Origin of the sequence: Klebsiella sp. K-3 (genome assembly GCF_051207495.1) — a bacterium.
Classification (GTDB): Bacteria; Pseudomonadota; Gammaproteobacteria; order Enterobacterales; family Enterobacteriaceae; genus Klebsiella; species Klebsiella aerogenes.
The window spans coordinates 348,994-365,717 of record NZ_JBPNXF010000007.1; the positions used below are offsets into that span (position 1 = coordinate 348,994).

A 16,724-nucleotide genomic window follows, 5' to 3' on the forward strand; every position below is an offset into this window, starting at 1 on the left:
ATCCCGACTCGCAGGAGTCGGGATCAAACTTGCTAATGCAAGAAGCACTTGAAAATTCGTTACACCGGGAAATCCGATGCATGGAAGACATTATCCTCAATTATTTTGCATGACAAGAAGTATTGATGATGAGAATTATTGAGAAATGCGGCTTATATGTACAACCAATTTAATAACCCAGGCGTGACAAGGCCTCCCCCTTATCGTTCTGTTACGAACGGTGCGGCGAAGCGGTGCATTTTTTAAGAATTTTCCTATACCGAAGAACATTAACGCCGCAGATAAGGTGAGCGTTCTCACCTTACCAAAGTCTATCCGACCGAACATACCCGGTTGCGTCCATTCTGCTTTGCCAGATACAAACGATGATCGGCAATCGACTGCAGCTCCTCAAAGTTAAACTCATCTGATGTCTCACTACTACTGACCCCCAATGAGGCGCTGATCCGTAAACTAACGCTGTTGTGCAGCAATATCTCCCGGCTATGGATACGCAGACGAATACGCTCAGCAATCGCGCGCGCTTGCGACAGTTGCGTATTGGGTAAAACGATACAGAACTCTTCCCCGCCAACGCGTCCGGCAATATCCTCCTCGCGAATCTGCCCCATAATGGTGCTTCCCACCAGGGTCAGAACACGGTCCCCGGCCTGGTGTCCGTGTTTATCATTAATACCTTTAAAATAATCCAGATCCAGTTGAATGACGGATATGGGTTGATTATTCCGCCAGCAGCTTCGTGCCGCCGCGATCGCCCGCTCAAACAGGGCACCGCGATTTAACAGCCGTGTTAATGCATCATGCCAGGCTTGCCATTCAAGCGACGCCTGCAACACGCTCATATTGATGACCATGCGGCGGATAACCAGCCAGGACACGATCAGCATGAGGGTAAACATTAACCACATCAGGGTCAGGGCGATGGAAATGGTCCCGAAATCACCACGCACCCCCTCCTTAAGGGTATGAATATGCAAAAGTACGCCGTCAAAGTTACGGATCTTTTCCCAACTGATATAGCGAGTTAACTGGCGTATGCCGCCATGGTTATCATTGGCCAACGCATAGCGAAGTTTTTCTTGTTCCGTGGGCGAGAGCGGCGTCAGCACATCATCCGGCGCCGAAGAGGCCAGCAAATTGAGCTGCTTGTCATACAGCTGATACTCGCCCATTTGCCCTCCTTTTACCGCACTGACGAGAAAATTCTGCAGGTCGCGGATGGAAAAATCCATCGCCAGCACGCCCAGCCAGTAGTGCTCATAGTCCAGGGGAATCGAGGCCGTAACCACCTGCGGTTGCGTATATCCGTCTTCCTGTTGAGTGGTTTGCCAAAGGATCCCTCGCCCCGGATTATCACGCTGGGTTTGCCGCATAAACCATGCTGAACCCGTATCTCGCGAAAACTGCGCCAGCACCTGGCTGGAGCTGCGCGGAGCATCGGTGGTGGTGTAGAAACCGCTACGAGAAACGTAGGACATGCGCTCGCTGAAGATTCGGTTATTGTTGGTCAAACGCAGAAGATAGCCAAGCTCAAGGGTAGCCATCAATTCATTGCTGGCCTGCGGATTGTTACGCGATAACAGATCATCAGCGTCGACAAAAGAATCGGAGACTCCGTATACCGTCAGAGTACGCCGGTTGTTTAGCTCGACTGACCAGATGGGATCGTGCCGTTTACTGATGTACTCCTGCTCGGCCCGGCGCAGGATGGCGAAATCCAGCGGATTCTCCAGCGCCGATTGCATACTGTTGCGAAAAAAGAGCAGCCGGTTGAGATTAAATTGCAACAGCCCATCCATTTCATGGGCCACATTCTCAAGATTATTACGTTGGTTGGCGACGTACGCTTCTTCCAGTACCCGGATCTCTCGCCAGATGAGTAACGTTGAAAAGAACAGCACCACGATGAAACAGATATTGACCACACGCCCCGGATTGAAGAGGCGACGGAACTTTTTTAGCCACAGCGGCTTATCCATTATTCACTCGCAGTACGGTCAAAGAAACCAACAACATCAACGCTCCTTGTCCGAACGTAATCAATATTAAAAGCGCCCGCACCAGCGGGCGCTGCACATCTAATTATGCGGCGAACGTTGCCCTTCGCCGCGGACCAACTCATCTTCACGGAAGGCTTCACGCTGTACGACGTGACCGTCATACCACCGGCACTCGACCATGTCGCCGGCAATGCCGGTGACGACCATTCGCGGCCCGCCGCTTTTCCGTCTGACTTCATCACTGACCAACAAGACCATTTTTGCCTCCGGTATCAGGAAGAAACAGTTTCACCTTAGACGACGCCGGCCCATCTTGCGTAACCGGCGCAGGGATTTATTTCACGTTACCGCGTAATGCGGCTATAGCTTTAACAACGCCAAAAACGATAGCGCCAATAATAAATCCTAGCACCAGATTAGCGACCACAGGCAATGTGGATGCCAACATTCCACTCAGTCCATGGGCAAGATTTTCGATGAAATGATGCAGCGGCGCTACGCCGTGAACCACAATACCGCCGCCAACCAAAAACATCGCCAGGGTACCGACGAAAGTCAGAATTTTCATCAACCGCGGCGCGATGGCCAGGAGAGCTTTTCCTACCCCCTGCGCCAGTACGCTTTTTTTCTCTACCAGCCAATAGCCCATGTCATCCAGCTTGACAATGACGCCCACCAGACCGTAAACCCCAACGGTCACAAGAATGGCGATACCGGATAAAATCAGGATCTGATTAAGCAAGGGCGCATCAGCTACAATACCCAAGGTTATCGCGACGATTTCAGCTGATAAGATAAAATCGGTACGGATCGCCCCTTTTACTTTATCGCGTTCAAAGGCCAGCGGGTCCTGGGCGGCGAGCGTTTCCAGGCGCTGCTGGCGCAGTTTCGGGTCTTCCTTATTCTTGCGCGCATGCAGGTTATGCAGCACTTTTTCAAAGCCTTCAAAGCAGAGAAAAGCGCCGCCCAGCATCAATAGCGGCGTAATGGCCCAGGGAATAAATGCGCTGATAAGTAACGCCAGCGGCACCAGAATCACTTTATTCAGAAACGAGCCTTTTGCTACCCCCCACACCACCGGGAGCTCGCGGTTAGCCCTTACGCCAGTAACCTGCTGCGCGTTGAGAGAAAGATCATCGCCCAGTACGCCCGCCGTTTTCTTAGCCGCTAGTTTTCCCATGACGGAGATATCATCCAGCAGCGTGGCAATATCGTCCAATAAGGTTAAAAGACTACTTCCCGCCAAAATGTGCTTCCTTCAATTTCTGTTTATGAAACATAGAGTATGAGGCAAAAGCGCCCTCTCGCCCAGAGATGTCATTAGTCAACAAAAATATAACAAAAAAATCACATTGAAAGCGCTCGCCAGCACGTTAGTTTTCACGTTAACTATATGTTCCCTTTCTATCTCTTTTCGTCGCGAGGAAGTATGTCTACCCGTCAGCTGTTCCCCCTTATCGGCGCGCTGTTTGCGCTGTATATCATTTGGGGGTCAACCTATTTTGCTATCGCTATTGGCGTCGCCAGCTGGCCGCCGTTGATGATGGCCGGGATCCGCTTTCTCTCTGCCGGCGGCGTGTTGCTTATCTATTTACTGGCCACCGGTCATAAACTCCCGGCCCGACGACCGCTACTTAATGCGGCGCTGATAGGCATCCTGTTGCTTGCCGTCGGCAATGGCTTCGTTACTCTTGCAGAACATCAGCATGTACCATCAGGTATCGCCGCGGTGATGGTCGCCACCGTCCCGCTATTTACGCTCTGCTTCAGCCGTTTTTTTGGCATTGTCACGCGCAAGCTGGAATGGTTCGGTATCGCGATTGGCCTGGCGGGAATTGTGATGCTCAATAGCGGCGGCAATCTCAGCGGCAACCCCTGGGGAGCATTGCTGATTCTGATTGGTTCCCTGAGCTGGGCGTTTGGCTCGGTTTACGGCTCGCGTATTGAATTACCAACCGGGATGATGGCTGGCGCGATTGAAATGCTGGCGGCAGGGATTGTGCTTTCCGCGGCATCATGGTTCTCAGGGGAGAAGCTCACTCAAATGCCGTCCTGGTCCGGTATTTTGGCCGTTGCTTATCTGGCCATTTTTGGCTCGCTTATCGCCATTAACGCCTATATGTATCTGATACGTAACGTGACGCCGGCGGTTGCTACCAGCTATGCCTATGTCAACCCGGTGGTCGCCGTGCTATTGGGGACCGGGTTTGGCGGTGAAAGTCTCTCCATGATCGAGTGGCTAGCGCTGGCGGTGATTATTTTCGCCGTCGTATTAGTGACGCTAGGTAAATATCTCTTCCCTGCCCGCTCAACCGTTACTCCTTGTCAATCGGATCGATAAAACAGATGCCCTGAGTGTCGATCTGCGCGCAATTTCCACCGCCGCAGATCCACTCCTCCAGACGATCGCGTAAGGCCTCATCGCTTAATTTCTGCCGCCCGCGGAGCGCGCACTCCCAGACAATAAGCACCCGCCAGCCTTGTTCTATCAACATCGCCAGGTCGCGGCGATCGCGCCGCACGTTAGCGCCAATCTTTTTCAGCCAGAAATCGGTACGGGTCGCCGGTACTTTGAACAGATAACAGTGATGATGGTGCCAAAAGCAGCCATGGGTAAAGATAACGCAGCGGTAGTCAGGCAGCAGAAAATCAGGCCGCCCGGGTAGCGATGCTTCCTGAACGCGAAAAGTGAATCCAGCCTGCGTTAGCAGCGCCGCCAACCGCTTCTCAATTGCCGTATCGCGGGTTGCGATAGCGCGCATATTTTTACTACGAGTGGCCTTATCGTGAACGTCCGCCATCGCTATCTCCGGCAACGCTCAGTTTTACCGCTTCGGCAATCCGCGGCGCCAGCAGTTTTGCTACCGCGGCAAACACCGGGACTACCACCGAATTACCGAATTGGCGATAGGCCTGAGTATCGGAAACAGGAATACGAAAACGGTGTTCTCCCGGTGCTTCGAAGCCCATCAATCTTGCGCACTCGCGCGGTGTTAAACGCCGCGGGCGGCGTAGTTGATTTTGTGGATCGTCAAAATGCTTTTCGCCCAATGGTTTATCCCAACCGCGATCGACCAGGATCTCAGCGCCATCTTTGTAGTAGCGCGCAGATAGCGTTCGCGCGATGCTGCCTGGATTGGTCGGGTCGACCAGACCGTAACCGAAACCGTTGCCACGCGCCTGATGTTTACGCGCGTAACGATAGAGATACTTCCACAGAACCGGCGTCAGAATGAATTTAGCATCGACGGTGGGATCCAATAACTCGCCGAAGGTTGGCCGCTGCGGCGGATACAAACTGGTGATATCGCGCAGCGTAAATCCTTCATGCAATTGTAAATCGCGACGAAAACCCACCAGCACAATACGCTCACGGTGCTGGGGTAAGAAATGACGCCCATCGATAACCTTGGGGTCATCGGCGCCTACATGATTGGCATCCGCCACCTCATAACCAAGCTCATCCAGCGTCTGCATGATAATGCGAAAGGTTCTGCCTTTATCGTGGCTCTTCAGATTCTTGACGTTTTCCAGCACGAAGATCGGCGGACGACGGGCGGCAATAATTCTGACAACATCAAAAAAAAGTGTTCCCTGAGTTTCACAGGCAAAACCATGGGCGCGCCCCATGGCATTCTTCTTTGATACCCCGGCCAGGGAAAAGGGCTGGCAGGGGAAGCCCGCGAGCAGTACATCATGTTGCGGGATCGCCTCGCGGATAGACTTCGCCGCCTCTTCATCACTGATATCGGTGCGCTGGCTGAGGGTAATTTCTCGGATATCGGCGTTAAAGCTGTGCTGCAGCGGATCGCAATACCAGTTAGCTTTATAGGTACGTACAGCGTGTTTATTCCACTCGCTGGTAAATACGCACTGCCCGCCAATAGCTTCAAAGCCGTGGCGAATACCGCCAATGCCGGCGAAGAGATCGATAAAACGAAACGTATAGTCTGGATGATGGCGCGGCGGAGACGGTAACAGGCTCGCCAGAAAAGCGCACTCCGCGTTCGTTAACCTGCTTGCCGCATGACTCACCGTCGCCACCCGTTTGAGTATCGCCGGGCTCCAGTGCTGATCGCCAACCGCTAGCAGCTGCGCGACCAGGGTTTTGACATCATAGATCGTCATCAGCTGGCGCAATAACGCCTGCGCGTGTTCCCCTGACGGCTCAGACAGGAGATTTTCTTTGGATAATTTTTGCGGCATAACCTCAACCAGCACGGACAATTTTTGCAGAGAGTACCACAAATAGTCGCAACGGATTTAAACCGCAGGCGCAAAGCGGCGCAAAACCGCTTCATCCAACGACAACGGGTCGCCACGCAGTTCGGCGCCCAGCTTCGCCATAAATTGCACCAGAAATTGGGCATTATGCACCGCCAGCGCTCTCCCCTGCTCCGTTTGCATGGTCTCAGGCAGGCGTAACAATTTGCACTGAAAATGGTCGAGGGCAAATTTCTTGTCATCTAGATCGCGCTGGTCAGCAAAGGGATCGTCAGCATCAAACAAGATAGTGTTTAGCGCGCCGGAAACGGCAAAAACACGAGCCAGACCAATCGCCCCCAGCGCTTCCAGTCGGTCCGCATCCTGCACAATTTTCGCCTCTACACTTTGCGGTAATATAGCCGCACTAAAGCTATGCGCTTCAATAGCATGCATAACTGCAGGATAACGGTCGGCGGGAAAGTCGGGGAAAGCGCTTTGCAGGATAGACCGCGTTTTCTCTGCCGCCATCCGCGAAGAGTTATGACGCTGAGGATGGTTTTTAGCCAGGCTGACAATATCGTGAAAGTAGCAGGCCGTCAGGATAACCAACTCGTCAGCGCCGCTATCGCCGACCAGCTGCTGCGCGGTACTCCAGACGCGGCGAAAGTGCGAAATGTCATGAGCCGCATCCTCCTGCGCATGATGCGTATTTAACCAGTTTTCAAATCGTTGTTGCCATTCAGCTAATAACATGAGCGTTTCCTGATGCCTGGACTAGCCTCGAGCATAGCAACTTTAATCGCGCTGTTCATGTACCTGAATAGGGGGACGCGTGTACCAGGCTATCGCCCCAAGGATTGCCCCCACTCCTCCCAGCACCAAAAAACCCAGCAGCGCGCCAATCCATTTGCCCGCCGTTGACCCCAATTCGCCATCAATGCTGACGCCGGGGACGCTTTGAATGCGACCCACTATCCACCAGTACCGTACCATCGCCCACACAAAATAACCGCAAAAGGCGTAAAAAGCCCATAACGCCAGCTTTCCACCAGGGCCCCGTTTCGCTTTAGCGTCCATTAAATCCTTCTCCCTATATCAACCACAGCGCATCATCGCCAACCACACATCTGTGACGCACATCACATTATACAATTATCGTGCTTATCTGGAAGCATGAGTATGGTACCAGGCGTGTTTTGCCATCCACGAATGTTGGTTAGGGTCAGCACCTTTATATACTACGGATATCGCCATGCTTTTAAATAAGACGATTTGATGAAATCCAACGATATTCATTATCAAACAAATTATTTAATAATATAACTTATCACATTATAAGCGATGATATTGTTATGTCATTTACAGCGTAGATATCATTATTGCCGGGAATTAAAAACCGACTGACATTAAAAATCAAAATAAAACATCGATAAACCACGGGAATATACATTACCCAAAGAATAGAAAATACATATATTGAATATAAAATAAATATTTTGAAATATTTTAATATACTTTTATTACATTTTTTATTTAATTAAAAATGAACTTAAGCGGCTAGTATCAATTCGTCATTCCACAGGGAATTAGACAATTCATATTAATTATGATTAAAGGGAATACATAATGAAAAGAAAAGTATTGGCTATTATGCTGCCAGCGTTATTAGCAGCAGGCGCGGCGCACTCTGCGGAAATTTATAACAAAAACGGCAACAAGCTTGACCTCTACGGAAAAGTTGACGGTCTGCACTATTTCTCCGACGATGCTTCTGAAGATGGCGACCAAACCTACGCGCGTTTAGGCGTGAAAGGCGAAACGCAGATCAACGATCAGCTGACCGGCTACGGCCAGTGGGAATACAACATTCAGGCTAACACCACTGAAGGTGAAGGTGCTAACTCCTGGACCCGTCTGGGCTTCGCGGGTCTGAAATTTGCTGACTACGGTTCTCTGGACTACGGCCGTAACTACGGCGTTATCTATGATGTCGAAGCGTGGACCGACGTACTGCCGGAATTCGGCGGCGACAGCTACACCCAAACTGACGTCTTCATGCTTGGCCGTACCAACGGCGTGGCGACCTATCGTAACAGCGATTTCTTCGGCCTGGTTGATGGCCTGAGCTTTGCCCTGCAGTATCAGGGTAATAACGAAAACGCTGGCTCCGGCGAAGGCACCAATAACGGCGGTGGTCGTAAACTGGCGCGTGAAAATGGCGACGGTTTCGGTATCTCCTCTTCCTACGATCTCGGCATGGGCATCAGCTTCGGCGCGGCATATGCTTCTTCAGACCGTACCAACAATCAGGTGGCCGCAGCGGCCAACAGCGCTTACGCCGGCGGCGATAAAGCCGATGCCTGGACCGTGGGCGCGAAATACGATGCTAACAACATCTACCTGGCCGCAATGTACGCGGAAACCCGCAACATGACTTCCTTCGGTAAATCCACCAGCTATCTTGGCGGCGGTATTGCTAACAAGACTCAGAACTTCGAAGTTGTTGCCCAGTATCAGTTCGACGATTTCGATTTACCGCTGCGTCCATCTGTCGCTTATCTGCAGTCTAAAGGTAAAGACCTGTACAACAGCGGCGACAAAGACCTGGTTAAATACGTTGATGTGGGTATGACTTACTACTTCAACAAAAACATGTCTACCTACGTTGATTACAAAATCAACCTGCTGGACGAAGACGACTACTTCTACCGCGCCAACGGCATTGCGACAGATGACGTAGTCGCGCTGGGCCTGGTCTACCAGTTCTAATATCCCCTCATTATCAAAGCCTGCCACGTGCAGGCTTTTTTCGTTTTAACGATCGGCTTTTCGCGGCGTCGGCATATATCAATCCACTGAAGTAATTCAAACTTTTGTCATGGGAATGGCTCAATAATACTCTGGCACAGAAGGCAGGATATTTGCCCTCCGGTTGCCGGGTGACCCTCTCTCTTACACTCCCTACATCTCCCCCCCACTCCAGTACCAGAACGGAATACCCTTACAAAAACGATCGTTTTAACCGATCGATTTAACAAAATCGATCTGTCATAACAATTATCCACATGAAAAATACGCCTTTAAAATATCCCCTTCACAGGGAAGGACATTTTGTGACTCTTAAACAGGTAATAACCGAGCTAGCTTATAGCGTGAGGAGCTTTGTCGTGTCGCTTCACAGCACGTAAAAACCCTTATGAGAGCATGACTACAGCAGGTTTAGCTGTCTGAAATGCATTGATTGAAAAAACAACAAATTGGTATAGTTACACAGTGAAATTATTTAAATGTAAATACTGCATGCGCTGCGGTAAGAAGCTTAGGTTTTTCGAAAGGTTAATGGCTGAGAAGGATCGTCTCTGTGATGATTGTTGTTCTAAAGTTAGCAAATACATGTATGACAAGAGACATTAAATTTCAGGCGCGATGCAGGAAAACGTCTCAAACTAACATGGATAAGGGCTATGCCATGTAAAATCCCATGGCAAGCGAAGAAAGTTATGGGATTCGTTTTCTCTTAAAATTGCGATAACACTAGCGACTAATACGGATGGTCAATAATATTGTTCAGGTATGCCATTTGGTTGCGATAGCCACGGGCAGCATCGCCAATAATAATCTCGGTTAGTTGTCAACCATCCTATTAAATTTCACCAGGCATTACATAATAAAAAGAGGAATAATGGAAACAGCAAAATGCTTACAGCGGTTGGTTATGCCAAACGCCAGGTTTGGTGCATCTGAAAGCATGTACATCAGAGGGAGCCTTTTTTCATTTTCGGAAAATATTATTACCGTATTTCCCGGAGGGAGAATTTCTTTTGATACCTATTACAATGGTTTTTCCACTATTCTCTGGAAAGAAAAATGCGGAATACACGATCTTGCATTCAATGCATCAGGCACTGGCTTAGCAAAAATCAGCGCCTTGCTTATTACAGAAGAAATGTCAAGATATGAACTGGCATCAGCAACCGTGTCGCTGAATAGCCTGTCTCAAGAAATATTCACTCTGGATTTGGCTGACACTCTCAATCGCGGCATTATATATATAGAAATAACTCCGATAAATGGGATTGTCTCCCTTAATAGCGGCGAATGGTTTACCAATCAATCTCCCCGCAGAAAAGTAAAGCTCGGAATATCAATAACACATTTTGACAGAAAAAAATATGTCATCCCCTCAATGATGAGAATAAAGCGAGAAATACTAGAAAATGATGACTATCGCGGACTCATTGACTTTACCGTTATTGATAACTCAAAGAATATAACGGCTCGCGAGGCTAATGGGATTAGGGTTATTCCCAATAAGAATACTGGTGGTGCGGGTGGATTTATGAGAGGTCTACTTCATTACATTGATGAAGGTGATTTCACCCACACATTATTCATGGATGATGATGCAAGTTGCGAAGCCGAATGCATCAAAAAGACATACTCTGTACTGAGTTATGCATTAAACGACAACGCTGCGGTTTCTGGTTCATTATTTACCGGTGTGCGCCCCGATGCTTTAGTTGAAAAAGGTGCATTTTTTGATAGGGTATGTCATCCAATTTACTCAGGGTGGCGGTTAAATGATGTGGAATCCCTGGTAAAAACAGAAACCCTCATGCAATTTCCTAACTATGGCGCGTGGTGGTTCTTTGCATTCCCGATAAATCACGTCAAGAGTTTTGCATTTCCTTTTTTTGTTCGCGGTGATGATATCTTATTCGGCATGATGAACGACTTTGATATATTAACAACAAATGGCATTGCTTGTTATGCGGAGGAAGATTTCTCTTCTAAGACCTCACCGTTGACGGCCTACCTTGATACGCGCAATCATCTTGTAAATATGTTATTTTTTGGCCGACCAGTTAAAGACATAATTGGCACATATATTTCCTTTCATCTGAAAAGCCTGCTTGCTCATCAATATGGTAGTGCAGCCGCCATCAATTTAGCTTTCAAACATGTCTATGGCGATCCCGACTTTTGGAAAAATAATGCAGACATGAAGGATGTTCGTGAAGCATTAAATGCTATAACTTTTAATGAAAAAATGAAACCGATATCTCCTCCAGATAACAGCGTAGAGTTTAAGTGTAATTTCGAAACAAAATCACGGCGACTTTTCAGAATTATTACGTTAAATGGATTTCTGGCGCCTTCAAAAAACAAAATCATTTATCAGGAAAAGACATCAGGCGTGTCACTGAGACAGATTTTCAGGTACAAAAAGGTTTTTTATTACGACCGCGGCAATAAAACAGGCTATATTGCTGAGGCATCAAAAAAACAGCAGGCATCAGGTTTTATTGAGATATTGTTTAATACCTTAAAGATAATCCTTGCATCGAGAACACAGAGAAAAAAATACTCAGAAGTGACTAACAAGCTCACAACAGAAGAATTCTGGAGGAGTATACTTATTCGTCAATAAATTTTCTTACTGGCTATCGATACATCAGGTAATTTTGTAGTTGCAGGGATTGAAGCTTCGATAACCTGCAACTTTTTATGTTAGTCCATTCATTCCGTCACACTGACTTATCAAGATCGTCTATTTACGACAGTAATTTCCGTGAATAACTTTTTGCAGAACTATTATCACCGCACCACTCCAGATGGAGCTTTGCTACTGTAAACTGCCTCTCAAGGCGATTCGGGACGAGATGTGTTCATCATCACCACCTCTATACCGGTAGGTGGGCTACTGACCACACTCTTTCATGTGCCTGCCGGCAAACCTGCTCCCCATACTGAAGCCTCTTAGGGGTGCCGTGAAAAGGATCACGGAGGTGCTACTGAATGGTTAGGGCGTAAACTCAAAATAACCTTGAAAGCGAAAGGCATTTCATAACAGGAAAGTTCGAGCAAAGATAGGCAACGTTCCGCCCACACCCGGTGTAGCAATTATCGAGGATTCAGAAGATGATTATTGATAAAAATATAGCAACGGAATATACCAACAGTATACCAAGTGTGATGGATGTCGTTGAAGGGAATTGGCGTAAGTGATTGAATAGTGGCGGAGAGAGGGGGATTTGAACCCCCGGTAGAGTTGCCCCTACTCCGGTTTTCGAGACCGGTCCGTTCAGCCGCTCCGGCATCTCTCCGCTGTTGAGGTTGCTATAATGCCAGGTTCTTTGGCATTTTAATAGCTCCAGTCCCTTAAATTGAGTTCAAGTGACGACTTTGCGAGCGATATGATGTTTAAATGGCCGTGGAAAGCAGAAGAACAGACAGGTAATGGCGAAATCCCGTGGCAACAAGCGGTTGCCATTCCGGTTTTAGCAAACCTCACTCAACAGGAACAGCAGCAGCTGTGCCAAATGGCAGCTCGTTTTTTACAGCAAAAACGTCTGGTGCCGTTACAGGGATTTGAGTTAACCCCACTACACAGCGCGCGTATCGCACTACTCTTTTGCCTGCCGGTACTTGAACTCGGCCTTGAATGGTTAGATGGCTTCCATGAAGTCTTGATCTACCCTGCCCCCTTTGTCGTTGATGACGAATGGGAAGATGACATCGGCCTGGTGCATAATCAACGCGTTGTCCAGTCCGGCCAAAGCTGGCAGCAAGGTCCCATTATCCTTAACTGGTTAGATATCCAGGACTCTTTCGATGCCTCCGGTTTTAACCTGATCGTGCATGAGGTCGCGCACAAGCTGGATTCGCGTAACGGCGATCGCGCCAGCGGGGTTCCTTTCATTCCCTTGCGTGAAGTCGCTGGTTGGGAGCACGACCTACATGCGGCGATGAACAACATTCAGGATGAGATCGATTTGGTCGGCGAAAGCGCCGCCAGCATTGATGCCTATGCGGCAACCGACCCGGCAGAGTGCTTTGCGGTGCTATCTGAATATTTCTTTAGCGCCCCAGAGCTATTCGCCCCCCGTTTCCCGGCGCTATGGCAGCGGTTCTGCCAGTTCTATCGTCAGGATCCGCTACAACGTTTACGGCAAAACGATCTGCTGGATGAAGACGACGTGCGGGTTGTTCATTAAAAACACGCTTTGAACTAAATTTCGCCAATTGAATCAGCTGGTTAAATTTAGTGTTGACACCAAAATGCGAGGCCAGTAGTATGCGCCTCGTTCACACGATTCCTCTGTAGTTCAGTCGGTAGAACGGCGGACTGTTAATCCGTATGTCACTGGTTCGAGTCCAGTCAGAGGAGCCAAATTTAAAAAGCCTGCTTTTAAGCAGGCTTTTTGCTTTTTAGCCTTCATGCCGTTAAAAACTGGCTTCCACCGCTGAGCTACTAATATTCACCGGCATCCCGGAACGTCTCTGTAACGCTGAATCCGCGCGCCCGACGTTCACGCCAGCTCCCTGCACAAACTCGCGTATTTCCGGGGTATACGGCAGCGGCACTTTGCGGTCTGACTCAAATTCCGAACGATTACGCGACAACGGTTCATGCACTTCCAGCCAGCGGCTGCCGTCCGGCTCGGTGGTGTACTTCACCGGCTGATCGATAATCTGTACTCGCGTGCCGACCGGTACATTATCGAACAAGTATTTAATGTCATCGTTGCGCAGGCGAATACAGCCCTGGCTCACCCGCAGGCCAATGCCAAAATTGGCATTAGTTCCATGAATGGCATACAGCCTGCCGATGTAGATAGCATACAGCCCCATCGGATTATCTGGCCCGGCGGGTACCATCGCCGGCAGGGTTTTACCTTCTTTAGCGTACTCACGACGGGTATTCGCCGTCGGTACCCAGGTAGGCCCTTCCTGCTTACGTTCCACGGTCGTTACCCAGTTACGCGGCGTCTCGCGCCCCGCCTGGCCAATACCGATCGGTAGCACCTCGACGGTAGTGCCCTCAGGCGGATAATAATAAAGCCGCATCTCGGCGACGTTTATCACGATACCGCTACGCACGGTAGCAGGCAGGATCAATTGCTGCGGAATAATCAACGAAGTTCCGGATTTGGGTAAATAGACATCGACGCCGGGGTTAGCCTCCAGCATGTTGCTCAGCCCCTGCCCGTACTGCGCGGCAAAGGTTTCCAACGGCTGGGTATTACGCTCGGGCACGCTGATTTTAATCGGACTGCCAACCAGACGACTCCCTTCCGGCGGCAATGGATAACTTACCGCCAATGCGCTGTAGCTGGCCAACATCATCACCAGAGAGCAAAGCAACTTCATACGCCGCACCATCATTTTCCCTTCCTCAGTCGCGACTCACGTGAATGAATTATAGCTGCTTTGACGCCTCCCGCTTGCCTGCTGCCCGCACTCAGATTTGATAATCGATAGCCACTTCCTCCGGCTCCATCGCCTGGCGCTTAATCTCATCCAATGACAACCCGGCATTGCACAGTTCAATGAAACGCCAGACGTAGTTACGCTGTAACTGACCGCGTTTTAACCCCAACCAAACGGTATTGGCATCAAAAAGATGGCGTGTTTCCAGCCGGGTAAAAGTATCCGCTTCGCGAGCATCGCCGGATTGCTCCGCCACCAGCCCCACCCCTAACCCCAGCTCCACGTATGTTTTAATGACATCGGAATCCTGGGCGCTGAGAACGATATCCGGCATCAGTCCTTTACGGGTGAAGGCTTCGTCAATACGCGAACGCCCGGTAATGCCCTGGCGGTAGGTAATTAACGGCCAGCGCGCAATCGCCTCGAGAGTCAGCGGCGTAACCTCAATCAGCGGATGATCTTTCGGTACTAATAAACTGTGGTGCCAGCGGAACCAGGGGAATGCCACCAGCGTCGGGTCGTTACTTAAGCGCTCGCTGGCGATACCAATATCCGCCCCGCCATTGTGCAGCAGCGCTTCGATCTCCTGCGGCGTCCCTTGCACTAACTCCAGCCGCACATCGGGGAAAAGTTCGCGAAAAGCTTTAATCACCGGTGGCAGGCTATAACGTGCCTGAGTATGCGTGGTGGCAATGGTTAATACGCCTGAAGCGTCGTTGGTAAAAAGATCGGCAAGCCGGCGGACATTGCTGGCCTCGTTGAGGATCCTTTCGGCAATGGAGAGCAGCGCTTTACCGGGCTCGGTCATCCCCAGCAAGCGTTTACCGCGGCGGATAAAGATTTCTATCCCCAGCTCTTCTTCCAGCTCACGAATATGGCGGCTGACGCCAGATTGCGAGGTGTACAGCATGTTAGCGACTTCCGTCAGGTTGTAATCCCGACGGGCCGCCTCGCGAATAATTTTAAGTTGCTGGAAATTCACCTTTTCCCCCAGGTCTTCAGACATAACATAATGTCTATTGTTAAAGTCTGTTTACCCGGCAAACAAATAATAAAAACCAGCAACTTATTCCTTAAAAGAATATAACCTAACTGACCAGCTGTAATTCACGATTCTCCAGGGACGGACGACTGACCAGCGACAGCAGGATATCTTTGACCGCCTGCGCTTGAGGAGATAAGCCGCCGCGCGCCGAAGTATTCAGCGATAGCGACAGGCTCATCGACGGCGTGCTGATGCGCGCCATCCAGCCATTAGCCGTCCCACACAGCGCGCGCGCCGCCGATTCCGGCAGTACGGTGACGCCCATACCGCTGGCGATTGCCGCAGTTAACGTGGTGATGGATTCGATCTCGCCAATCACTTTAGCCGACAGGCGGCGTAAGGTGAAAGCCTCCGTAACTCGTGCGCAAACGGCGCTATAGTCGCGGGGTAAGAACAGGCTCATTTCCGCAACGGCTGAAAGATCAACGCTTTGTCCCGGACAGTTTTGCGTGCCGACCAGATACAAATCCTCTTTCAGCAGCGGCTGGCTGACCACGCCCGCCACCGGCGAACGTTCATACAGCACCGCCATGTCCAGTTGGCCGCCAAGCAGCTTGTCATTCAATACGCTGCCGCTGCACTCCTGCAGATATACGTTCACCTCGGGCAGTTCATTACGCACCGTTTGCAACAGCGGCATGGTGATCGCCGAAGCCGCCGTTCCCGGCGCAAGGCCAATTGCCACCTGCCCGCTCAGCGTCTGGCCAACGTTATGTACTGCCAGATGCGCCTGCTCACACTGGCGTAAAATGGTCCGCGCGTGGGTATAGAGAATCTTCCCCGCTTCGGTTGGTGTAACGCCGCGTTTGGTGCGGATCAGCAGTTTCTGCTCCAGTTCACCTTCCAGGGTCGCTACCTGCTGGCTCAGCGCCGGTTGTGCGATATGCAAGACTTCAGCGGCCTGGGTCAGACTGCCGATATCGACGATTTTCACAAAATACTTCAGTCGTCTTAAGTTCATTTTGCCTCCTGTAAGGGAATGCCACTACTGGCCATTAAGTTACAGGGATTTTGCAAGATGCTTGCCAGGTTTTACGTCGTTGGGCCATTGCCCTTCCGGTGCGGCAAAATAAGGGTTTGTGATAATACAGGTGGCTTCCATGAGCGCATGATATGCCCCATTAGGGGTATAAATGCACCATCGTGGTGCATTTCCAGCGAGCTTTGCCATAAAAGGCTTTTGATTGTTGAAATTGTCAGCAGTCGAACGTTTTATGGCGAATCAGCCTTTGACAACACCGCAAGTCATCGATAATATG

Annotated in this window: 14 protein-coding genes and 2 tRNA genes; 5 read left to right on the forward strand and 11 right to left on the reverse strand. The window is 50.0% G+C overall.

Annotated features, from left to right (window positions below; translation table 11 throughout):
• Positions 1–311: 311 nt before the first annotated feature.
• From dgcQ to ACSEMK_RS14010, 3 genes are all read right to left on the reverse strand, one after another.
• A complete protein-coding gene (dgcQ, locus tag ACSEMK_RS14000) occupies positions 312–1,979 on the reverse strand; it encodes a cellulose biosynthesis regulator diguanylate cyclase DgcQ (RefSeq protein WP_087860513.1) in 1,668 nt (555 codons plus the stop codon).
• Between the two features lie 99 nt (positions 1,980–2,078).
• Entirely contained in the window at positions 2,079–2,258 is a 180-nt protein-coding gene (locus tag ACSEMK_RS14005; RefSeq protein ID WP_316424177.1) for a YodC family protein, read from the reverse strand.
• A 76-nt stretch (positions 2,259–2,334) separates the two neighbouring features.
• Complete coding sequence (locus tag ACSEMK_RS14010; RefSeq protein ID WP_316424178.1) at positions 2,335–3,246, reverse strand: DUF808 family protein; 912 nt, start codon at positions 3,244–3,246, stop codon at positions 2,335–2,337.
• 183 nt (positions 3,247–3,429) lie between these two features.
• On the opposite strand from ACSEMK_RS14010, the gene yedA reads away from it, so the two are divergent.
• The gene (yedA, locus tag ACSEMK_RS14015) at positions 3,430–4,341 is read left to right on the forward strand and encodes a drug/metabolite exporter YedA (protein ID WP_087860511.1); all 912 of its coding nucleotides are present in this window, start codon (positions 3,430–3,432) and stop codon (positions 4,339–4,341) included.
• Here the strand turns inward: yedA and ACSEMK_RS14020 are convergent.
• Genes ACSEMK_RS14020 through drpB form a run of 4 tightly spaced genes read right to left on the reverse strand, consistent with a single transcriptional unit; the run spans position 4,316 to position 7,283 of the window.
• Positions 4,316–4,801 carry a very short patch repair endonuclease gene (locus ACSEMK_RS14020; RefSeq protein ID WP_430914557.1) on the reverse strand — a complete coding sequence of 162 codons (486 nt, stop codon included), beginning with the start codon at positions 4,799–4,801 and terminating at the stop codon, positions 4,316–4,318. The genes yedA and ACSEMK_RS14020 overlap by 26 nt on opposite strands.
• Complete coding sequence (locus ACSEMK_RS14025) at positions 4,782–6,206, reverse strand: DNA cytosine methyltransferase (protein WP_430914558.1); 1,425 nt, start codon at positions 6,204–6,206, stop codon at positions 4,782–4,784. The genes ACSEMK_RS14020 and ACSEMK_RS14025 overlap by 20 nt, the downstream gene beginning before the upstream one ends.
• Positions 6,207–6,263: 57 nt before the next feature.
• Positions 6,264–6,959 carry a phosphohydrolase gene (locus ACSEMK_RS14030; RefSeq protein WP_087860508.1) on the reverse strand — a complete coding sequence of 232 codons (696 nt, stop codon included), beginning with the start codon at positions 6,957–6,959 and terminating at the stop codon, positions 6,264–6,266.
• A gap of 42 nt (positions 6,960–7,001) precedes the next feature.
• Positions 7,002–7,283 (reverse strand): cell division protein DrpB, encoded by a 282-nt coding sequence (gene drpB / locus ACSEMK_RS14035; RefSeq protein WP_213316858.1) that lies wholly within the window; start codon positions 7,281–7,283, stop codon positions 7,002–7,004.
• A gap of 549 nt (positions 7,284–7,832) precedes the next feature.
• Here drpB and ompC point away from each other — a divergent pair.
• Together ompC and ACSEMK_RS14045 are read left to right on the forward strand one after the other, a co-directional pair.
• Positions 7,833–8,975, forward strand: coding sequence for a porin OmpC (gene ompC / locus ACSEMK_RS14040; protein ID WP_213794517.1), 1,143 nt, complete (start codon positions 7,833–7,835; stop codon positions 8,973–8,975).
• 913 nt (positions 8,976–9,888) lie between these two features.
• On the forward strand, positions 9,889–11,637 hold the full coding sequence (locus ACSEMK_RS14045) for a glycosyltransferase (RefSeq protein WP_271031478.1): 1,749 nt from the start codon (positions 9,889–9,891) through the stop codon (positions 11,635–11,637).
• Positions 11,638–12,223: 586 nt separating this feature from the next.
• On the opposite strand, the gene ACSEMK_RS14050 is transcribed toward ACSEMK_RS14045, so the two are convergent.
• Positions 12,224–12,313, reverse strand: a tRNA-Ser gene (locus ACSEMK_RS14050).
• 90 nt (positions 12,314–12,403) lie between these two features.
• Between ACSEMK_RS14050 and mtfA the strand changes: the two genes are divergently transcribed.
• A complete protein-coding gene (gene mtfA, locus ACSEMK_RS14055) occupies positions 12,404–13,204 on the forward strand; it encodes a DgsA anti-repressor MtfA (protein WP_183269054.1) in 801 nt (266 codons plus the stop codon).
• Between the two features lie 100 nt (positions 13,205–13,304).
• A tRNA-Asn gene (locus ACSEMK_RS14060) sits at positions 13,305–13,380 on the forward strand.
• Between the two features lie 53 nt (positions 13,381–13,433).
• Here the strand turns inward: ACSEMK_RS14060 and ldtA are convergent.
• The 3 genes from ldtA to nac form a co-directional block, all read right to left on the reverse strand.
• A complete protein-coding gene (ldtA, locus tag ACSEMK_RS14065) occupies positions 13,434–14,375 on the reverse strand; it encodes a L,D-transpeptidase (protein ID WP_271031477.1) in 942 nt (313 codons plus the stop codon).
• 76 nt (positions 14,376–14,451) lie between these two features.
• Positions 14,452–15,402: an HTH-type transcriptional regulator Cbl gene (cbl, locus tag ACSEMK_RS14070; protein WP_045390486.1), complete on the reverse strand. Its 951-nt coding sequence runs from the start codon at positions 15,400–15,402 to the stop codon at positions 14,452–14,454.
• A 106-nt stretch (positions 15,403–15,508) separates the two neighbouring features.
• The gene (gene nac, locus ACSEMK_RS14075; protein ID WP_087860503.1) at positions 15,509–16,426 is read right to left on the reverse strand and encodes a nitrogen assimilation transcriptional regulator NAC; all 918 of its coding nucleotides are present in this window, start codon (positions 16,424–16,426) and stop codon (positions 15,509–15,511) included.
• Positions 16,427–16,724 lie beyond the last annotated feature (298 nt).

Excerpts from the sequence above, each read along its gene's own strand:
- ompC (WP_213794517.1), top strand. The coding sequence starts at position 7,833 with ATGAAAAGAAAAGTATTGGCTATTATGCTGCCAGCGTTATTAGCAGCA.
- ACSEMK_RS14020 (WP_430914557.1), bottom strand. The coding sequence starts at position 4,801 with ATGGCGGACGTTCACGATAAGGCCACTCGTAGTAAAAATATGCGCGCT.
- ldtA (WP_271031477.1), bottom strand. The coding sequence starts at position 14,375 with ATGATGGTGCGGCGTATGAAGTTGCTTTGCTCTCTGGTGATGATGTTG.
- yedA (WP_087860511.1), top strand. The coding sequence starts at position 3,430 with ATGTCTACCCGTCAGCTGTTCCCCCTTATCGGCGCGCTGTTTGCGCTG.
- dgcQ (WP_087860513.1), bottom strand. The coding sequence starts at position 1,979 with ATGGATAAGCCGCTGTGGCTAAAAAAGTTCCGTCGCCTCTTCAATCCG.
- ACSEMK_RS14005 (WP_316424177.1), bottom strand. The coding sequence starts at position 2,258 with ATGGTCTTGTTGGTCAGTGATGAAGTCAGACGGAAAAGCGGCGGGCCG.
- ACSEMK_RS14045 (WP_271031478.1), top strand. The coding sequence starts at position 9,889 with ATGGAAACAGCAAAATGCTTACAGCGGTTGGTTATGCCAAACGCCAGG.
- ACSEMK_RS14030 (WP_087860508.1), bottom strand. The coding sequence starts at position 6,959 with ATGTTATTAGCTGAATGGCAACAACGATTTGAAAACTGGTTAAATACG.
- drpB (WP_213316858.1), bottom strand. The coding sequence starts at position 7,283 with ATGGACGCTAAAGCGAAACGGGGCCCTGGTGGAAAGCTGGCGTTATGG.
- mtfA (WP_183269054.1), top strand. The coding sequence starts at position 12,404 with ATGATGTTTAAATGGCCGTGGAAAGCAGAAGAACAGACAGGTAATGGC.
- ACSEMK_RS14025 (WP_430914558.1), bottom strand. The coding sequence starts at position 6,206 with ATGCCGCAAAAATTATCCAAAGAAAATCTCCTGTCTGAGCCGTCAGGG.
- nac (WP_087860503.1), bottom strand. The coding sequence starts at position 16,426 with ATGAACTTAAGACGACTGAAGTATTTTGTGAAAATCGTCGATATCGGC.